Origin of the sequence: Actinokineospora bangkokensis, assembly GCF_001940455.1 — a bacterium.
GTDB classification, from domain to species: domain Bacteria; phylum Actinomycetota; class Actinomycetes; order Mycobacteriales; family Pseudonocardiaceae; genus Actinokineospora; species Actinokineospora bangkokensis.
Map to the genome: position 1 here is coordinate 449,021 of NZ_MKQR01000016.1, position 17,215 is coordinate 466,235.

A 17,215-nucleotide genomic window follows, 5' to 3' on the forward strand; every position below is an offset into this window, starting at 1 on the left:
TCGTGGCGCAGGTGCCCAGCAGACCCGGGGACCTGGGCTGGTTCCTGGCCGACTTCGTCACCCGGGTGCCCGGGGCGGCGCACGCGCTGGTCGTCTCCGCCGACGGCCTGGTGCTCGCCAGCTCGGCCACCCTGCCCAAGGGCCACACCCAGCAGCTCGCGGCGATCGTGTCCGGCCTGGTCGGGCTGACCGAGGCCGCGGCCCGCGCGCTGGACGCGGGCGGGGTGGTGCAGACCAGCGTGGACATGCAGCTGGGGTCGCTGTTCCTGATGGGGATGGGGCAGGGCGCGCACCTGGCCGTGCTCGCCGCCGCCGACTCCGACCTCGGCGTCCTCGCCTACGAGATGGGGACCCTCGTCGAGCGCGTCGGCGCCCGGCTGACCCCCGAGCTGCGCGCGGCGCTCACCGCCACCGCGCAGGAGGAGAACGACGGCACCAGCACGTAGGCGACCCCACCGACCCGGACCCCACCCGCCCCAGACCCCCACCAGGAGCCAGGGACGTCGGCACGACCACGGACGCGCCCGCGGCGCCTCCGTCGAGCACGGCCCAGTTGAACCGGAAGAAGCTGATCGACCATGCAGCCCCTGCACACCTTCACCGAGGCTGAGAAGAGCGCGCTGGCCGCGGTGCTGGCGTCCGTCACCGCGAACCCCTACTCCGACCGGCCCGCCTTCGCCGCGCAGGTGGCCGGGCTGCGCGAGCGCGGCGAGGTGCCCGCGGCCCTGCTGCGCGCGACCGAGCGGCTCAAGGCCGAGCGCGCCGCCGGGGTGCACGCGCACGCGCTGCGCAACTGCCCGCTGGACGAGGTGATCCCGGTCCTGGACCAGGACGACCCGCTGGCGGACAAGTACGCCAAGAAGGAGACCTTCGTCGGCGAGGCGCTGCTGGAGCTGGTCGGGCAGCTGCTGGGCACCCCGCTGCTGTCCTACGCCACCCGGTTCAACGGCGACTTCTACATCGACGTCATCGCCATCACCCGGTACCGGGGCAAGCAGACCGGCTACAGCGACGGCGAGCTGGCGTTCCACAACGACCGCACCGCCCACCCCGTGCGCGCCGACTACATCACCCTGCTCGGCATGCGCTGCCCGGAGTCGGAGGTCACCTACACCGGGTTCGTCGGCGGTGACGCGCTGCTGGCGCACGTCGGCCCCGAGCACGAGGCCCTGCTGCGGGAGCCGCACTTCGTGACGCCGTTCGACGTGGTCTCCAAGGACAACAACGCGGCGCTGACGGTGTCGGAGAAGCACCCGGTCTTCTACGGCGAGCACAGCGTCCGCTACGTCGACACGCACACCACCGTCGCCCCCGACGCGCCGCCCGCGGCCAAGGACGCGCTGCTGGCGCTCAAGGACGCGCTGGTGCGGGTGCCCAAGAGCAAGCACCGCATCCTGGAGGGCGACCTGTTCACCTTCGCCAACCAGGACGGCCTGCACAGCCGCGAGCACCTGGAGATCACCGACCCGGAGCTGGCCGCGACCCGCTGGCTGCTCAAGACCTACGCCTTCCGCGACGAGGCCGCCTCGGCGGCGCACGCGGACCGGTGGCTGGGCGGCGTGCCCGGCCGGGTCGGGGACTGACGCCGTGGCCCCCCAGGTGATCGCGGTGGTGGGCAGCGGCCCGCGCGGGCTGATGGCGGTCGAGCGGATGGCCGCCCGGCTCGCCGAGGAGGGCAGCGCCCGCGAGGTCGACCTGCACCTGATCGACGCCGTGGAGGTCGGCGCGGGCCGGGTGTACCGGACCGACCAGCCGGGGTGGTTCCTGATGAACACCGTGGCGGGCATGGTGTCGGCGTTCTCCGGGGTGCCCGACGGCGGCCCGGTGCGCGCGGGCGCGGGCCCGTCGCTGTACGAGTGGTGGGCCGAGCGCGACCCGGCGGCGAGCCCGGACGGCTACGCCAGCCGCGCCGACTTCGGCCGCTACACCCGGTTCGTGCTGGACTCCGTGGCCGCGACGCTGCCGCCGGGGGTCCGGCTGCACCGGGTGCGCGCCGAGGTGGCCGACCTCGAACCGCACGGCGCCGGGCACCTGCTGCGCTTCGCCGACGGCCGCGAGCTGCGCGCCGACCAGGTGGTGCTCACCACCGGGCACTCGGTGCCGGAGCTGACGGGGGTGGAGAAGGCGCTGGCCGACTTCGCCGCCGAGCGCCCCGGCCTGCGCTACCTGCGCGGCGACTCGGCCGCGGACATGCCGCTCGACGACATCCCGGCGGGCAGCCCGGTCGGGGTGATCGGCATGGGCCTGTCGTTCTACGACGTGCTGGCCGCGCTCACCCTGGGCCGCGGCGGGGTGTTCGACGAGCGCCCCGACGGCAGCCTGCGCTACACCCCGTCCGGGCGCGAGCCGCTGGTGCTGGCGGGCTCGCGCAGCGGGATGCCGCTGCCCGCGCGCGGGCGCAACCAGAAGCCGCCGCGCTTCGCCTACCGGCCGGTGCTGTTCACCCAGGACAACTTCCGCACCCACGGCGGCCAGCTCGACTTCCGCCGCGAGGTGCTGCCGTGGCTGCTGGCCGAGGTCGACCTGGTGCGCTGCGCCACCCAGCTGCGGCTGCGCTCGGGCGAGGAGGCCGCGGCCGGGTTCACCGCCGCGGTGGCGCGCGCGGCGGAGTCGGGCGCGGTGCCGGACGTGTGCGCGATGGCGGCGGTGCACGGCGTGGTGTGCGCCCCCGCCGACCTCGACGCGCTGGCGCGCCCGTTCGCCGGGCGCCGCTTCGCCGACCGGGCGGAGTTCGACGCCGCGCTGGTGGCCGAGGTGGCCGCGGACCTGGCCGAGGCCGACCGGGGCAACGTCGACTCCCCGCTCAAGGCGGCGCTGGACGTGCTGCGCGACTGCCGCGGCGCGATCATGCGGCTGGCCGACTTCGCGGGCCTGACCCCCGACTCCCACCGCGACGACCTCATCGGCTGGTACGGCCCGCGCAGCGCGTTCCTGGCCGCCGGGCCGCCCGCCGAGCGCCTGCGGCAGGTGCTGGCCCTGCTGGCGGCGGGGGTGCTGCGGGTGATCGGCCCGCACGCGGTGTTCGACCCCGACCCCGCCGCGGGCCGGTTCGCGGTGTCCTCCCCGGTGGTGGGCGGGGCGCGGGAGCTGGTGGACACCGTGGTCGACGCCCGCATCCCCAGCCCGGACCTCGACCGCGACCTCAACCCGCTGGTGGTGCGGCTGCGCGAGCGCGGCACCTGGACCACCTACGCCAACGGCCACTTCCGCACCGGCGGCGTGGCGGTGACCACCAGCCCGTTCCACCCCGTCGACGCCACCGGGCGGCCGGTGCGGTCGCTGCACGTGGTCGGCATCCCCACCGAGCACACCCGGTGGTTCATGCAGGTCGGCAGCAACCGCCCCGGCCTGTGGGGCGACCTGGTGCACGACGCGGACGCCATCGCCGCGCACGTGCTCAAGGCCGGGACCTGATCAGGCGTGCACGCCGACCGGCAGCGCCGCGTCCACCGAGGTCACCTCGGCGGTGCGCGCGGCGAGGCGCAGCGCCCAGGCGTGCACCTGCTCGTCGCCGGTGGCGGTCGCGTCGGCCAGCACCCGCACCCGGTAGTCGCGGTCGTGGGCGTCGCGGGCGGTGGACAGCACCACCAGCTCGGTGGCCACCCCGGTGAGCAGCACGGTGTCGACGCCCAGCCCGCGCAGCAGCAGGTCGAGGTGGGTGCCGTGGAAGGGGCTCACCCGCCGCTTGACCACCACCGGCTCCCCCGGCAGCGGGGCCACCGCCTCGTGCACGCGGGTGCCCCAGGTGCCCAGGGCGGGCTTGTCGTCGTCGGACTCCGCCCGGAACAGCGGCGAGTCGGCGGGCCAGTCGAGGAAGCCGGGGTCGAACCCGATGACCACGTACACCACCGGGATGCCCGCCGCCCTGGCCCTGGCCACCGCGGTGGCGGCCCGGTCGAGGACGCCGTGCTCGGTGGCGAACCGGTGGTAGCCCTCACCGGCGCGCTTGCCGTCGGCGTGCACCAGGTCGTTGATCAGGTCGAGGACGAGCAGTGCCTGCATGGGGACCTCCGCGGGTTCGACTGCCCCCCGATGCTCGCACACCACCCCTCACCAGGCCACTGTGTACAGTGGAGTGTGGACTGTCAGTCACCTTGGAGGCACTGTGCGCACTGAGGACTTCGGCCACCTGGTGTCCCGCACCCCGCACTCGGTGCGCCGCGCGGAGCACCCCGCGCAGGTCGTCGAGGCGATCGCGTTCGCCCGGGCGGCGGGTCTGCCGCTGGCCCCGAGGGGCGCGGCCCACTCGGTCTACGGCCGCTCCCAGGCCGAGGGCGGGGTGGTGCTCGACGTCACCGGCATCGCCGCGGTGGGCGAGGTCACCCCGGACCGGGTCACCGTCGGCGCCGGGGCGAGCTGGCGGGCGGTGGTCGAGGCCACCCTGCCCGCGGGCCTGGCCCCCCCGGTGCTCCCGGACTACCTCGACCTCACCGTCGGCGGCACGGTCGTGGTCGGCGGCGTGGGCGGCACGACCCACCGCCACGGCCTCGTCAGCGACAACGTGCTGGAGCTGGAGGTGGTGACCGGGACCGGTGACGTGGTCGTCTGCGGCCCCGGCCACCCGCTGTTCGACGCGGCCCGCGGCGGCCTGGGCCAGGTGGGGGTGGTGACGTCGGTGACGCTGGCCCTGGCGCCCGCCCCGCCGCAGGCCCGCCGGTACGTGGTGGAGTACCGCACCCTGGAGGACATGGTCGCGGACTCCCGGGCGCTGCTCGCGGAGAACCGCTGGGACTACCTGCAGGGCGCCGTCCTGCCCACCCCCGACGGCTGGCGCCCCGTCCTCGAAGGCGCCGCCCTGGTGACCGGCACCCACCAGGACGTCATCGAGGGGCTCAACGGCGTCGTCGAGATCACGACGATGAGCCACCGGGAGCTGCTGTCCCGCCTGGAGCCCCTGGAGGCCGCGCTGCGCGAGCTGGGCCAGTGGGACAACCCGCACCCCTGGCTGACCACCTTCGTCCCCGACGCGGCGGTGGAGGACGTGGTGGGCAAGATCCTGGACCGCACGCCACCCGAGGACCTGGGGAAGTTCGGGCGCGTGGTGGTGTCCCCCATCGCCGAGGGCGCGGTGCGCACCCCGCTGGTGCGGGTCCCCGAGGGCCACCACCACGCCGTGAACGTGCTGCGGTTCCCCGGTGCCGACCCGGACGAGGCCGAGCGGCTGGTGGCGGTCAACCGCGAGCTGTACGAGGTCGTGGTGCGGGCCGGGGGGACGCTGTACCCGGTGAGCGCGCTGCCGCTGAGCGCGGCGGAGTGGGCCGCGCACTACGGCGACGCGATGGCCGGGTTCGCCGCCGCCCGGGCGGAGTTCGACCCGGACGGCATCCTGACGCCCGGGTACGAGGTCTTCCGCTGAGCGCGGGGCCGGGGTAGGGCCCCTCACCCCACCGGCCGCAGCCGGGCGGCCGAGGTCCCGATGCCCGTGGGCCCCCGCAGCGAGAACGCCGCGGCCACCGCCCCGGGGCTCGCGGCCCCGAACTGCCGCAGCAGGTCCTCCTCCCGGTACCGGCGGCAGTCCTCGTGCCAGATGAGGATCCCCGCGATCCAGTGCTTCAACTCCTGCGCGTACTGGTCCAGGGCGGCCCGCGCGTCGGCGTCGAGCTTGAAGTCGTCGTAGAGCGCGGGCAGCTCGATCTCGACCACGTGCAGGAACTGGTCCAGGCGGGTGGCGAGCAGGTCGCCCACCACCTCCACCGCGCGCTCCAGCGGGGCGTCGAGGAAGTGCTCGGCGACCCGGATGAGGTTGTGCACCTCGCCCTCGAACTGGACCTCCTTCTGGTAGGAGTAGATGTCGTTGATCATGCAGGCGACGTCGGCGGCGGAGTTCTCCAGCGCCTGGACCGGGCGGGTGCGGTAGACGTCCTGCGGGACGCGCCGGCCGTGGCCGATGCGGGACAGCGCCATCGTCAGGTCGGAGCCGAAGGTGCGGCGGCGCATCTCGACGTAGTCGACCGGGTCGGGGATGCGGTTGAGGTGCATGTTCTCCAGCTCCCACAGCCAGCTGTCGACCATGACCGCCACCGCCCGCCGGAACGCGACCCGGTCGTCCCGGCTCATCGGGCCCGCGGTGCGGACCCACAGCTCGGCCAGCGAGCGCTCCAGCGGGGAGGCGGGCACGACCGGGGCCGGGCCGTCGACCGGCATGAGCTGCTTGAGGCGGGCCGTGGCGGCCTTCGCGGCGGCCATGTCCGGGGTGCGGCCGAACACGACCGGGTACAGGTCGTCGCCGTAGGTGCCCCAGGCGAGCCAGCGGGAGGTGGTGTCCAGCTGGTCGGCGGAGGCGTCCGGGTGGATGCCCGCCGCGCACAGCGGCAGGTCGTAGTCGCGCATCTTCGCCTCGGTCCACACGCCCTCGTGCGGCGGGCCGCCGGGGACGGGCTCGAAGAAGCCGACCGAGCGGCCCCACTCGACGACGTCCTCCCTGGCGTGCGCCAGGTGCGGGCTCAGCGTGGTGCCGAACGGCAGGTCGATCGGGGGCTTGGTGATCGCCCCCACCGGCCGGAACGGGACGTTGGCGTGCCTGCGGGCGCGCTCGGCCAGCGACCCCAGCAGGGCGGGCACCAGCCGGGCCGCGGAGGTGCCCAGGCCGACCGGGCCCGCGGCGAACCCCGACGGCACGGCGCCGGTGTTCATGTACCGGCTCGACCGCAGGTGCCACTCGTGGCCGCCGGACTGCCAGTCCTGCAAGCCCTTGACGTAGGCGAGCACCTTCACCCGGCCCTCGGGGTCCACGGCGTGCTCGTCGAACAGCGGTTCCAGCTCGGTGAGCGCGGTGTGCTCGAACTGGTGCAGGCGCGAGGTGAGCAGGTCGTTCACCCGGTCGGCGGCCTCCTGGGTGGGGATGTCGAGGAACTTCTCGAACACCAGCACCCCGTTGCTCAGCTCGCCCTCGTCGAGCACCTCGCGCTCGTAGGAGAACAGGTCGTTGCGCAGGTGCACCGCGTCGGAGAAGGTGTCGCGCAGCACGTGCAGCGGCCGGGAGGCGGCGATGGCGTGCGGCACCTCGGCACCGGCCGCGTGCTCGACCAGGTTCGCCGACCAGGGCGCGCCGCCGACCTTGCGGCGCATCTCGATGTACTCGATCGGGTTGGCCAGCCTGCCCTCGTTGATGTTGGCCAGCTCCCACAGCGACTCGTCGAGCAGCGCCTTGGTGCTGTCGATGAACCGGTGCCGCCAGTCGGCGGTCATCGACGGCACGGTGCGCGCCCACAGGTCGGCCAGGCCCGCCTCGACGGGGTTGGTCGGTGTCTCGGTGACCGGGCCCTCCGCGGGCATGAACAGCGGGAGCCGGTCGAGGTAGGCGCGCGCGTTGTCCCAGTCGTTGGTGCGCTTGTACAGCTCCAGGAAGTGGTCGTCGAAGTAGAAGACCCACACGTACCAGTCGGTGATGAGGTCGAGCTCCGGGCCGTCGCAGTCGGGGTGGGTGTAGGCGCACAGCAGCGCGTAGTCGTGCGAGTCGAGGTCGTGCTCGTCCCAGATCACCGTGCCGCCCTGCGGCACGTCGATCATCTCCATCGCCCGCGCCCACTCCTTGCTGTGGGCGCGGGCGCCCTCCAGGTTCGGGTTCAGGCGGGCGGGGTACGGCATGTAGAACTCGGGCAGCTCGAACGGCTGCATGGGCACCCGACCCCTCTCGACGGCTGTGCTCGGTCTCCCCTGGTCCGGGGTTCGCGCTGGGCTGGTCCGCTCTGTGCTCGCCCCGGCCGCGCTGCCGGTCGGGCCCCGGCCCGGTGGCAGCGGTCAGACAACCAACTCGCCGGGGGCCTTTCCAAGGGGCGCACCGGGTTTCCACTCGAACGGGCAGTGCGCGGAACGCTCAGTGATCATCGGTGGGCGATCTTGGACGCGCGGTGCCCGGTAGGGTGATTGCGGTCCGGACGCCCACGGGGGGAGTGACCATGGCCGACGCGCGGGCCCGGCGCGCCCGGGCCGCGGTGGCCGCGGTCTTCCTCACCAACGGCTCCCTCTACGCCAACGCCGTCCCGCGCTTCCCCCAGGTGAAGGCGGACCTGGGGCTGTCGAACGCCGAACTGGGCGCGGCCGTCGCGGCGCTGCCCGCCGGGTCGCTGGTGGGCGGGCTGTTCGCCTCGGCGCTGATCGTGCGGCTGCGCTCGGGGCCGGTCGCCGCGCACGGCATCGTCGCGCTGGCCGCGGCGGTGGCGCTCGTGGGCTTCGCGCCGTCGGGGCCGCTGTTCGCCGCGGCCCTGTTCGCCGCGGGGGCGGTGGACGCGGTGGTCGACGTCGCCCAGAACACCCACGGCCTGCGGGTGCAGCGGGTCTACGGCCGGTCGATCGTGAACTCCTTCCACGGGCTGTGGTCGATCGGCGCCGTCCTCGGCGGGCTGATGGGGTCCGCGGCGGCGGGCCTGGCGGTGCCGCTGGCGGTGCACCTGACCGCCTCGGGCGCGCTGTTCGCCCTGGTGGCGCTCATCGCCGGGCGGTTCACGCTGCGCGGCGCCGACACGGTGGAGAAGGCGGGGGCGGCCGGGGAGGGCCGGTGGACCTGGCCCGCGTTGCGCCTGGTGGCGCTGCTGGGCGTGCTGGCCTGCTGCGGGGCGGTGACCGAGGACGCCGGGGCGTCCTGGGGCGCGCTCTTCCTGACCCAGGAGGCGGCCGCCGCCCCGGCGACCGCGGGCCTGGCCTTCGTGGCGCTCCAGGTGGCGATGACGGTGGGCCGGTTGCTCGGGGACCGGGTGGTCGACCGGTTCGGGCCGCGGCGGGTGGCCCGCGCGGGCGGGCTGCTGGCGGCGGCGGGCATGGGCCTGGCGCTGGCGCTGCCCTCGGTGCCGACCGCCCTGCTCGGGTTCGCGCTGGCGGGGCTGGGCACGGCGACGGTGATCCCGGCGGCGATGCACGCCGCCGACGAGGTGCCGGGGTTGGCGGCGGGGGCGGGGCTGACGGGGGTCAGCTGGTTCCTGCGGATCGGGTTCCTGGCGTCGTCGCCGGTGGTGGGCCTGGTCGCGGACGCCACGTCCCTGCGCGTCGGGCTGCTCGGGGTCGTGCTCGCCGGGCTCGCGGTGCTGGCGCTGGGGCGCGTGCTGGCCCCGTCCGCCCGCGCGGGCGCCCCGCCCGGCTGAGCTTGCCGTCTCAGCAACAAACTTTGCGCTCAGGGCGTCCAGGGCACAGGGTGGTGCCATGCATGGACACGCGCAGCAGCAGGGTCACGGTCACGGGGATGGGCACAGCGACGAGCACGAGCACGGGCACGACCGGTCGTTCGCGGACATGGGCGAGTTCCTGGAGCGGGAGGCCGGGCTGCACCGGCAGTTCGTCGACGACGTCGCCGCCTGGTTGGGCGGGCTCGTCAGCACCCCGGTGACCCGGGTGGTGGACGCCGGCAGCGGGCCGGGGGTGGGCGCGGTGCAGTTGGCGAGGGCGTTCCCCGACGCGCGCGTCGTGGCGCTCGACCCCGAGCGCGTCCTGCTCGACCGGGCGGTGGAACTGGCCGCGGCGGCCGGGGTGGGCGACCGGTTCGAGGTGGTGGAGGCGGCGCTGCCGCACGGCGTCGACGGGCTGGCGGCGGCCGACCTGGTGTGGTCGAAGCTGGCCCTGCACCACGTCGGTGACCAGCAGGCGGCGGTGGCCGCGCTGGCCGGGCTGGTGCGCCGGGGCGGGGTCGTGGCCGTGATCGAGGGCGGGCTGCCGATGCGGACGCTGCCGCGCGACATCGGCGTCGGCCGCCCCGGGCTGGAGGCCCGCCTCGACGGGCTGGCCGCGGAGTGGTTCGAGCACATGCGCGCGCAGACCCCCGGCTCGACCACCGCCGTCGAGGACTGGGGCGGCATGCTGCGCGCCGCCGGGCTCACCCCGAGCGGCACCAAGACCTTCGTGGCGGACCTGCCCGCGCCCCTGGCGCAGGCCGACCGGGAGGTCCTGTTCGACCGGTGGCGGCGCACCCGCGAGCGCCTGGGTGACAAGGCCTCCGCCGAGGACCGCGAGGCCCTCGACGTCCTGCTCGACCGCGACGACCCCCGCGGCTTCCCGAACCGCGAGGACGTCTACTTCCTGCACGCCATGACCGTCCACACGGCACGGCGGGACTAGGGCCTGTCCTCGGGCCGGGTTCCACCCCACCGACCCACCCCTGCTCCACCAGCCCACCGAGTTCGGCGAACGCGTCGAGTCCCGCCCCGCCGCGTGCGGCGGGGCGGTCAGAACCAGTACCGGATCCAGCTCGCCCCGAGGAACAGGCACACCACGGAGGTGACGACGATCGTCCAGCCGCGCAGCGCCGGGGTCAGCTCCTTTTTCCGCGCGAACGGGTAGCGCGCGAGGAACACCAGGAACCACGCGGGCAGCCACAGCACGACGGCGAGGAAGCCCGCCCGCAGGCCCGCGATGAACCCGATGTTGAGCGGGTCGGTGTCGAAGGTCGGCAGGGTGACCGCGGCGATGGCCCCGAGCACCACGCACACGGCGAGCCAGCGCGCCTTGCCCTCGGCGGTCATCTCCGGCTGGTAGGCGGCGTAGAGGCCGATGGCGACCATGGGCAACCCGCCGGGCAGCCAGCCGACGATGGTGTTCACCGCCGCGACGTCGCCGACCGCGCGGTCGAGCGCGGGCACGATCACGTACCAGAAGATCGGGAACAGCGCGATCCACGCGATGATCCCGACGACGACGAGCGCCGCCTGCCACCCGGACGCCTGCTTGGCCGGGGTGGGCGCGGCGGCCGCCCGCGCCGCGGCAGTGCGCTGGTTGCGCTCACGCTTCGCGCGCTCGGCCGCGCGCCCTTTGGTCTTCGCCACGCGGGGACTCTACAAAACGGACAGCCGCCGCGGTGGCGGTACGCGCACTCCGCCCGGCGCCCGTTCCCAAGGGGGTGGCGCACGCGCGCCCGTCGTGGTGGCGGCGGGACGAGGGCTAGACGAGGGCTAAGCGTGGTGCCACGCCGCCGTTCCCCGCGCGGCCAGCGCCGCCGCGACCGCCACGACGAGGACGAGGAGCAGGGCCAGCAGCAGCGCCCAGGCGAGGGCGGCGTGCAGGACGACCAGCGCCCCCACCACCGCTCCGCCGAACATCGACAGCACGGCCAGCAGCCGCCGCACGGCCTGCGCCCGGTCGCCGCCGCGCACGTCGGCGGCGATGCCGGTGAGCGTCATGGTGAGGACGGTCGTGGTCAGGTCCGGCACGCCCAGCGCCCGCACCACCGCGTTCTGCCCGCCCATCGCGCAGGCCAGCAGCGCCGCCGCGCCGACGAGCACGGGTGTGCCCGACGACAGCGACACCAGCAGCAGCGCGACCGCGAGCAGCACCACCTCCGCCGCCGCGCACCCCGCGAGCAGCCTGCCGCGGTGGCCGCCCGCCAGGCCCACCGCGCGCCCAGCGAGGAACGAGCCGACCAGGAAGCCGAGCAGCGCGGCGGCCGAGGCGGCCAGCGAGAAGCCGGGGACCCCGGCGATGGCGAAGCCGACGAACACGACGTTGCCGGTCATGTTGGCGACGAAGACCCGGCCGAGGCCGAGGATGCTGACCGCGTCCACCACGCCGGTGGCCGCGGTCAGCACGAGCAGCAGGTGCGGCAGGGGTCCGTGCCCGCGTGTGGTGGTCACCCCGCCATCCTGCCCGCTCGGCGGCTCACCAGCCCTCGACGACCACCTTGCCGACCATCCCGGAGCCCTCCACGGCCCGGTGCGCGGCCCGCAGGGTGTCCGGGGAGATGGGGCCGAGCCGCTGGGTCAGCGTGGTGCGCAGGGTGCCCGCGTCCACCAGGCGGGCCACCTCGTCGAGCAGCTCGCGCTGCGCGGTGCTCTCCGGGTCGTGCAGCGGGCGGGTGAACATCAGCTCCCAGGTCCAGGTCTGGCTCTTGGCCTTCAGCGGCAGCGTGTCGAGCCCCTCGGGCTCGTCGATGGCCACGACCTGCCCGCCGACGCCCATGATCTGCGCGAACGTCTCGACGTTGCCCGCGGAGAACGGCGAGAACACCCAGTCCACGCCGGAGACCGCCGAGCGCAGCTCGCGGTGGTCGACCACGGAGTGCGCGCCGAGGTCGAGCGCCCACCGCCGGGACTCCGGGCGCGAGGCGGTGGCCACCACGGTGACCCCGGTCAGCGCCCTGGCCAGCTGGATGACCATGGACCCGACGCCGCCCGCGCCCGCGACCACGAGCAGGGTGCCGGTGCTGTCGGCGGTGAGGCGCATGCGGTCGAACAGGGTCTCCCAGGCGGTGATCGCGGTCAGCGGCAGCGCCGCGGCCTCCGCGAAGTCCAGGGTGGCTGGCTTGTGGCCGACGATGCGCTCGTCGACCAGGTGGAGGCGGGCGTTGGTGCCGGGGCGGGCGATCGAACCCGCGTAGTAGACCTCGTCGCCGACGGCGAACGCCCCGACCCGCTCGCCCGCGGCGACCACCACCCCGGCCGCGTCGTAGCCGAGCACCTTCGGGGCGTCGCCGTCGAAGGAGGAGCGGACCTTGTGGTCGGCGGGGTTCACCGACACCGCGCGCACCTCGACCAGCAGGTCGTGCGGGCCCGGGGCGGGCAGGTCCAGGTCGACCTCGACGAAGGAGTCGGGGTCGTCGACGGTGCCCGGGCGCAGGGCGGCGACGGCGCGGGTGGTGTTCGGTGTGCTCATGCCGGCACCGTATGCCGGGGGTACTGGTTACCCGCAACGGATGTTAGTTACCGAAGGGAACTGTCGTGGTCAGCACCCATCCCCGCCACTCGCTGTGCACCCCGGGCGACGTCTACCGCGCCGACTGCCCGTGCCGGGGCCTGCTCGACCTGCTCGCCGACAAGTGGAGCGCGCTGGTGCTCGGCGCGCTGGAGACCGGCCCGCTGCGCTTCGGCGCGCTGAAAGCGCGGTTGCAGGGGATCAGCCCCAAGGTGCTCACCGCCGTGCTGCGGCGGCTGGAGGACGCCGAACTGCTCTCCCGCACCGTTTACCCGGCCGTGCCGCTGCACGTGGAATACGAATTGACCGAATTGGGGTATGACGCGTGCGTGCCGCTCGCCGCGCTGCGCCGCTGGGTGGAGGCCAACGTGGAACGCTTCCCCGCCCGGTGATCGACGACACCGCGCCCTGGTGGGAACGCCCGCGACGGCGAGCCGTATAAAGGGAGGTGCGTCCCCCACCGGTGCTCGGAATGGCCCAGGGGAACGCTTTGTCGTCAGGTCGAACGAATGCCTTTCACCGGTCATTCGAGAATCGCGGGGATCAGATGCGCAAACCGGACAGGTTCGGCGTGCTCGGGGTGGCGCTCGCGGGCGCCCTGCTGCTGGCTGGCTGCTCGTCCGACGACGGCGGCGGTGCCCCCGCGGCCGCGGGCGGCCAGCAGGCGAACCCCTCGGCCTCGGCGGCCGCCGCCGCGGCCGAGGTGGCCGTGACGCCCGGTGACGGCGAGCAGGCCAACCCGACCACCCCCATCGTGGTGACCGCGAAGGAGGGCACGCTCGACTCGGTGACGGTCACCAACGCCAAGAAGGGCAGCGCGGTCAAGGGCGAGCTCTCGGCGGACAAGAAGACCTGGACCTCCGCGGAGGTGCTCGGCTACGCGGCGTCCTACCAGGTCAAGGCCACCGCCGTGAACACCGACGGGCAGCGGGTCGACCGCACCGCCACCGTCACCACCCTGTCCCCCAAGGCCCAGGCGTACCCGTCGTTCATCCCCGCCCCGAGCATCACCGACGTCGGCGTCGGCCAGCCGCTGGTGGTCAAGTTCGACCAGGACGTCACCGACAAGGCCGCCGCGGAGAAGGCGCTGAAGGTCACCTCGACCCCCGCGCAGACCGGCGGCTGGTACTGGCTGTCCAAGCGCGAGGTGCACTACCGCCCGCAGCAGTACTGGAAGGCGGGCACCACCATCGCCCTGCACGCGGCCATCTACGGCGTCGACCTCGGCGGCGGGGTCTACGGCCAGACCGACCGCGACCTGACGCTGAAGGTGCACGACGCGTGGGTGGCCAAGGCCGACGGCAACACCGAGCAGATGCAGGTCTTCCAGAACGGCTCGCTGGTCAAGACCATGCCGATCAGCATGGGCAAGGACGCCACCCCCACCCACCTGGGCGCGCACGTCATCTCCGACAAGAAGCAGAAGTACACGATGGACTCCTGCACCTACGGGGTCTGCCCGCCGGACCCCAAGGCCTACCGGTCGGACGAGAACTTCGCGCTGCGCATCTCCAACGACGGCGAGTTCGTCCACGAGAACCCCAACAGCGTCGGCGCGCAGGGCAGCGCGAACGTCAGCCACGGCTGCATCAACCTCAACGCCGCCAACGCCTCCTGGTTCTTCGACCACTTCAACCTCGGTGACGTCGTCGAGGTCGCCAACTCCGGTGGTCCGCAGCTGCCCATCTACGACACCTACGGCGACTGGGCGGTCTCCTGGGACGCCTGGCAGGCGGGGTCCGCGCTCAAGTAGCCCGGGGGCGGGGGTAGGTCTTCTCCTGGACCGGGGCCGCCGAGGGCACCCCTGTGGTCGGGGTCACCGCACACTGGACGGCGCGGTGACCCCGACGAGCACAGGAGCAAGCGCGATGACCCGAACAGCCGTCCCCACCCTGTTCGTCCTGTTCGGTGGCACGGGCGACCTCGCCAAGCGCAAGCTGTTCCCCGGCCTCTACCGCCTCTACCGGCGCGGCCTGGTCCCCGGCGAGTTCCGCGTCATCGGCACCGGCCGCACCTCCCCCGGCGGGGACGAGGCCTACCGGGCGCTGCTGGAGGAGTGGGTCCGCAAGTTCGCGGGCGACGACTTCGACGACGCCGCCTGGGCCCGCTTCGCCGCCCGGATCACCTTCACCGCGTCCTCGGCGCAGGACGGGTGGGCGCTCGCCGCCCGCGTCCGCGCCGCGCAGGCCCAGCTCGGGCCCGGCGCGGAGACGGTGCTCTACCTGTCGGTGCCGCCGACCACGATGGAGCCGGTGGTGTCCATGCTGGGCCGCACCGGGCTGGCCGCGGGCGCCCGGCTGGTGCTGGAGAAGCCGTTCGGCAGCGACCTGGCCTCGGCCCGCTCGCTCAACGCCGCGCTGCACGGGGTGTTCGACGAGGACCGGCTGTTCCGCATCGATCACTTCCTGGGCAAGGAGGCGGTGCAGAACATCCTCGCGTTCCGCTTCGCCAACGGCATGTTCGAGCCGCTGTGGAACCGCGACCGGATCGCCTACGTGCAGATCGACGTCCCCGAGGTCATCGGCATCGAGGGCCGAGCGGCGTTCATGGAGTCCACCGGCACCTTCCGCGACATGGTGTGCACCCACCTGTTCCAGATGCTCGGGTTCCTCGCCCTGGAGCCGCCCGCGTCGCTGACCGCCGACGCGCTGCGCGAGGAGAAGCGCAAGGTGTTCGCCGCCGTGCGCGACATCGCCCCGCGCGACGTGGTGTTCGGCCAGTACGACGGCTACCGCGCCGAGGACGGCGTGGACCCGGCCTCGACGGTGGAGACCTTCGCCGCGGTGCGGGTGTGGGTGGACAACTGGCGCTGGCAGGGCGTGCCGTTCCTGCTGCGCACCGGCAAGGCGATGGCCGAGTCGCGGCGCACCATCACCCTGGGCCTGCACGAGCCCCCGACCCGGCTGTTCCCCTCGGCCGAGGGCACGCCGAACGAGCTGGTGTTCGACCTGTCCGACGACGCCAGGGTGCGGGTGGAGTTCCGGGTGAAGCGCCCGGGGCCGCGGCTGGAGGTGGGGCACGCGCAGCTGTCGCTGGACGTGTCGGAGGCCTTCCCCGGCGAGCAGGCGCTGGAGGCCTACGAGCGGCTGCTGCTCGACGTGCTCAACGACGATCGCACGCTGTTCACCTCCGCCGACGAGGTGGAGCGGTTGTGGGAGCTGAGCGACCCGGTGCTCGAAGGCGCGCCGAAGGTGCTGCCCTACCCGCGCGGTTCGTGGGGCCCGGACGCGGTGCGCGAGCTGGCCGGGGAGCGGGGCTGGCGCCTGCCCGAATGACCGCGCACGCGGAAGGGGGGTGGCGCCGGGCTCCGGCGCCACCCCCCTTCCGCGCGTCGTCAGGCCGCGGCGTCGCCGCAGGGCACGACCGCCCACACCGTCTTGCCCGTGCCGTTCGGCGTGCACCCCCAGGCCAGGGCGAGGTTGTCCACCAGGAACATGCCGCGGCCGGTGATGGCGTCGACGTCCTTGGGCTTGACCACCGGCTCGGCGGGGTTGCTGTCGTCGACCTCGACGCGCAGCGTGCCGGGGCGGGCGGTGCGCCCCACGCGGATGCCCTGCAACCCGCCGCCGTGCTCCTTGGCGTTGGCCAGGAACTCCCCGCACACCAGGTGCAGCACGTCCAGGTCGGCCGCGGCGCCCGGGAGCCGGGCGGCCAGCTCCCTGCGCAGCGCGGCCGCGGCGGGCACCGAGGGCGCCTTCTCCTCCAGCACCAGCTCCGTCATCGCCAGTTCCCCCCTCATCTGCTGACCAGGTCGTCGGTCGGGGTGTCCTGCCCCGGCGGCGCCTTCCGGCATGCCTCCTCCTCCGGGCTTGCGCGGAGCCCGTCCCCCCGGGCGGGCCGCCGCTCCCGGGTGCCCCGCCGCGCCGCTCGCGGGCCACCGGCACCCGCACTGTTACTACCCCCGCGCCAGACGGGTGTCACACCGGCCGCGGCGAAAACCGTTTCACGTCCGGGTGTTCCGTTGTCCCGCGGCGCGCAGCGCGGCGCCCGGCGTTGTCCGCCGCTGAGCGTTCCCGACCCCGCGGAGCGCCGTTGACCAGGCCGGGGGCAACGCTTAGCACATCGTTGGTGACACACCGCGTGATCGCCCACGATCGGGGGTATTCACCAGTCATGACTTCGCCCCACGGGGATCGTCGCCCCTCGCACGACGACCTCGCCGCCGGGTTGCGCGGCTACCTCCAGCTGGTCGCCGACCTGGTCGGGGCCGACCACCGGGCGGGCATCACCGACGTCGGGTCGGTGGCCTCCGCCGTGCTGCCGCTGCCGCAGCGGCTGACCTGGTTCCCCGAGCGCGGGCTGGTGCTCGGCTGGGACGAGGAGCACGGCTGGTCGGCCCAGCTCGACGCCGCCGACGGCGTGGAGCTGCTGCCGGTGTCCTACCTGGGGGTGGACGCGCTGCCCACGCCCCGGGTGGTGGCCTGGTTCCTCAAGGACCTGCTCGCGGGCGGCGACCCCGGCTCGCCCTACCCGCCCGCCATGCGCGACCGGGGTGAGGGCGACGACTTCGAGGAGCGGTTGATCGCCTACGCCACCCACTCCGACCGCTGAGGCCACCGCGGGTGCCGCGCCCGCTGCCGCCGCTGACGACTGGCGGCGGCGCGAG

The 17,215-nt window shown here is 74.3% G+C and carries 16 protein-coding genes; 10 read left to right on the top strand and 6 right to left on the bottom strand.

Translation table 11 applies throughout. The annotated features are described in order from the left end of the window. Positions 1-2 precede the first annotated feature (2 nt). The 3 genes from BJP25_RS16590 (at position 3) to BJP25_RS16600 (ending at position 3,414) form a co-directional block, all read left to right on the top strand. On the top strand, positions 3-446 hold the full coding sequence (locus BJP25_RS16590) for a roadblock/LC7 domain-containing protein (RefSeq protein WP_075975912.1): 444 nt from the start codon (positions 3-5) through the stop codon (positions 444-446). A gap of 132 nt (positions 447-578) precedes the next feature. Further along, entirely contained in the window at positions 579-1,583 is a 1,005-nt protein-coding gene (locus BJP25_RS16595) for a TauD/TfdA family dioxygenase (RefSeq protein WP_075975794.1), read from the top strand. A gap of 4 nt (positions 1,584-1,587) precedes the next feature. After that, a complete protein-coding gene (locus tag BJP25_RS16600) occupies positions 1,588-3,414 on the top strand; it encodes an FAD/NAD(P)-binding protein (RefSeq protein WP_075975795.1) in 1,827 nt (608 codons plus the stop codon). On the opposite strand, the gene BJP25_RS16605 is transcribed toward BJP25_RS16600, so the two are convergent. Continuing rightward, positions 3,415-4,002: a cysteine hydrolase family protein gene (locus BJP25_RS16605; RefSeq protein ID WP_075975796.1), complete on the bottom strand. Its 588-nt coding sequence runs from the start codon at positions 4,000-4,002 to the stop codon at positions 3,415-3,417. A 103-nt stretch (positions 4,003-4,105) separates the two neighbouring features. On the opposite strand from BJP25_RS16605, the gene BJP25_RS16610 reads away from it, so the two are divergent. After that, a complete protein-coding gene (locus tag BJP25_RS16610) occupies positions 4,106-5,356 on the top strand; it encodes an FAD-binding protein (RefSeq protein WP_158075666.1) in 1,251 nt (416 codons plus the stop codon). 23 nt (positions 5,357-5,379) lie between these two features. Here the strand turns inward: BJP25_RS16610 and BJP25_RS16615 are convergent, their stop codons facing one another. Then, the gene (locus BJP25_RS16615; RefSeq protein ID WP_075975798.1) at positions 5,380-7,617 is read right to left on the bottom strand and encodes a terpene synthase family protein; all 2,238 of its coding nucleotides are present in this window, start codon (positions 7,615-7,617) and stop codon (positions 5,380-5,382) included. 281 nt (positions 7,618-7,898) lie between these two features. On the opposite strand from BJP25_RS16615, the gene BJP25_RS16620 reads away from it, so the two are divergent. Both BJP25_RS16620 and BJP25_RS16625 read left to right on the top strand, forming a co-directional pair. Continuing rightward, a complete protein-coding gene (locus tag BJP25_RS16620) occupies positions 7,899-9,077 on the top strand; it encodes an MFS transporter (protein WP_075975799.1) in 1,179 nt (392 codons plus the stop codon). Positions 9,078-9,135: 58 nt separating this feature from the next. Next, the gene (locus tag BJP25_RS16625) at positions 9,136-10,044 is read left to right on the top strand and encodes a class I SAM-dependent methyltransferase (RefSeq protein WP_075975800.1); all 909 of its coding nucleotides are present in this window, start codon (positions 9,136-9,138) and stop codon (positions 10,042-10,044) included. 107 nt (positions 10,045-10,151) lie between these two features. On the opposite strand, the gene BJP25_RS16630 is transcribed toward BJP25_RS16625, so the two are convergent. The 3 genes from BJP25_RS16630 to BJP25_RS16640 form a co-directional block, all read right to left on the bottom strand. Next, positions 10,152-10,748 (bottom strand): hypothetical protein, encoded by a 597-nt coding sequence (locus tag BJP25_RS16630; RefSeq protein ID WP_075975801.1) that lies wholly within the window; start codon positions 10,746-10,748, stop codon positions 10,152-10,154. A gap of 126 nt (positions 10,749-10,874) precedes the next feature. Then, positions 10,875-11,552 carry a YoaK family protein gene (locus BJP25_RS16635; protein WP_075975802.1) on the bottom strand — a complete coding sequence of 226 codons (678 nt, stop codon included), beginning with the start codon at positions 11,550-11,552 and terminating at the stop codon, positions 10,875-10,877. A 25-nt stretch (positions 11,553-11,577) separates the two neighbouring features. Beyond that, positions 11,578-12,570: a zinc-binding alcohol dehydrogenase family protein gene (locus BJP25_RS16640; protein WP_075975803.1), complete on the bottom strand. Its 993-nt coding sequence runs from the start codon at positions 12,568-12,570 to the stop codon at positions 11,578-11,580. 65 nt (positions 12,571-12,635) lie between these two features. On the opposite strand from BJP25_RS16640, the gene BJP25_RS16645 reads away from it, so the two are divergent. From BJP25_RS16645 to zwf, 3 genes are all read left to right on the top strand, one after another. Further along, complete coding sequence (locus BJP25_RS16645) at positions 12,636-13,001, top strand: winged helix-turn-helix transcriptional regulator (protein ID WP_233158109.1); 366 nt, start codon at positions 12,636-12,638, stop codon at positions 12,999-13,001. 155 nt (positions 13,002-13,156) lie between these two features. After that, positions 13,157-14,362 (top strand): L,D-transpeptidase, encoded by a 1,206-nt coding sequence (locus BJP25_RS16650; protein WP_075975804.1) that lies wholly within the window; start codon positions 13,157-13,159, stop codon positions 14,360-14,362. 115 nt (positions 14,363-14,477) lie between these two features. Continuing rightward, positions 14,478-15,884 carry a glucose-6-phosphate dehydrogenase gene (zwf, locus tag BJP25_RS16655; protein ID WP_075975805.1) on the top strand — a complete coding sequence of 469 codons (1,407 nt, stop codon included), beginning with the start codon at positions 14,478-14,480 and terminating at the stop codon, positions 15,882-15,884. Between the two features lie 59 nt (positions 15,885-15,943). Here the strand turns inward: zwf and BJP25_RS16660 are convergent, their stop codons facing one another. Next, positions 15,944-16,330 carry an ATP-binding protein gene (locus BJP25_RS16660; RefSeq protein ID WP_158075667.1) on the bottom strand — a complete coding sequence of 129 codons (387 nt, stop codon included), beginning with the start codon at positions 16,328-16,330 and terminating at the stop codon, positions 15,944-15,946. A gap of 392 nt (positions 16,331-16,722) precedes the next feature. Between BJP25_RS16660 and BJP25_RS16665 the strand changes: the two genes are divergently transcribed. After that, on the top strand, positions 16,723-17,160 hold the full coding sequence (locus BJP25_RS16665; protein ID WP_075975806.1) for a DUF6292 family protein: 438 nt from the start codon (positions 16,723-16,725) through the stop codon (positions 17,158-17,160). Positions 17,161-17,215 lie beyond the last annotated feature (55 nt).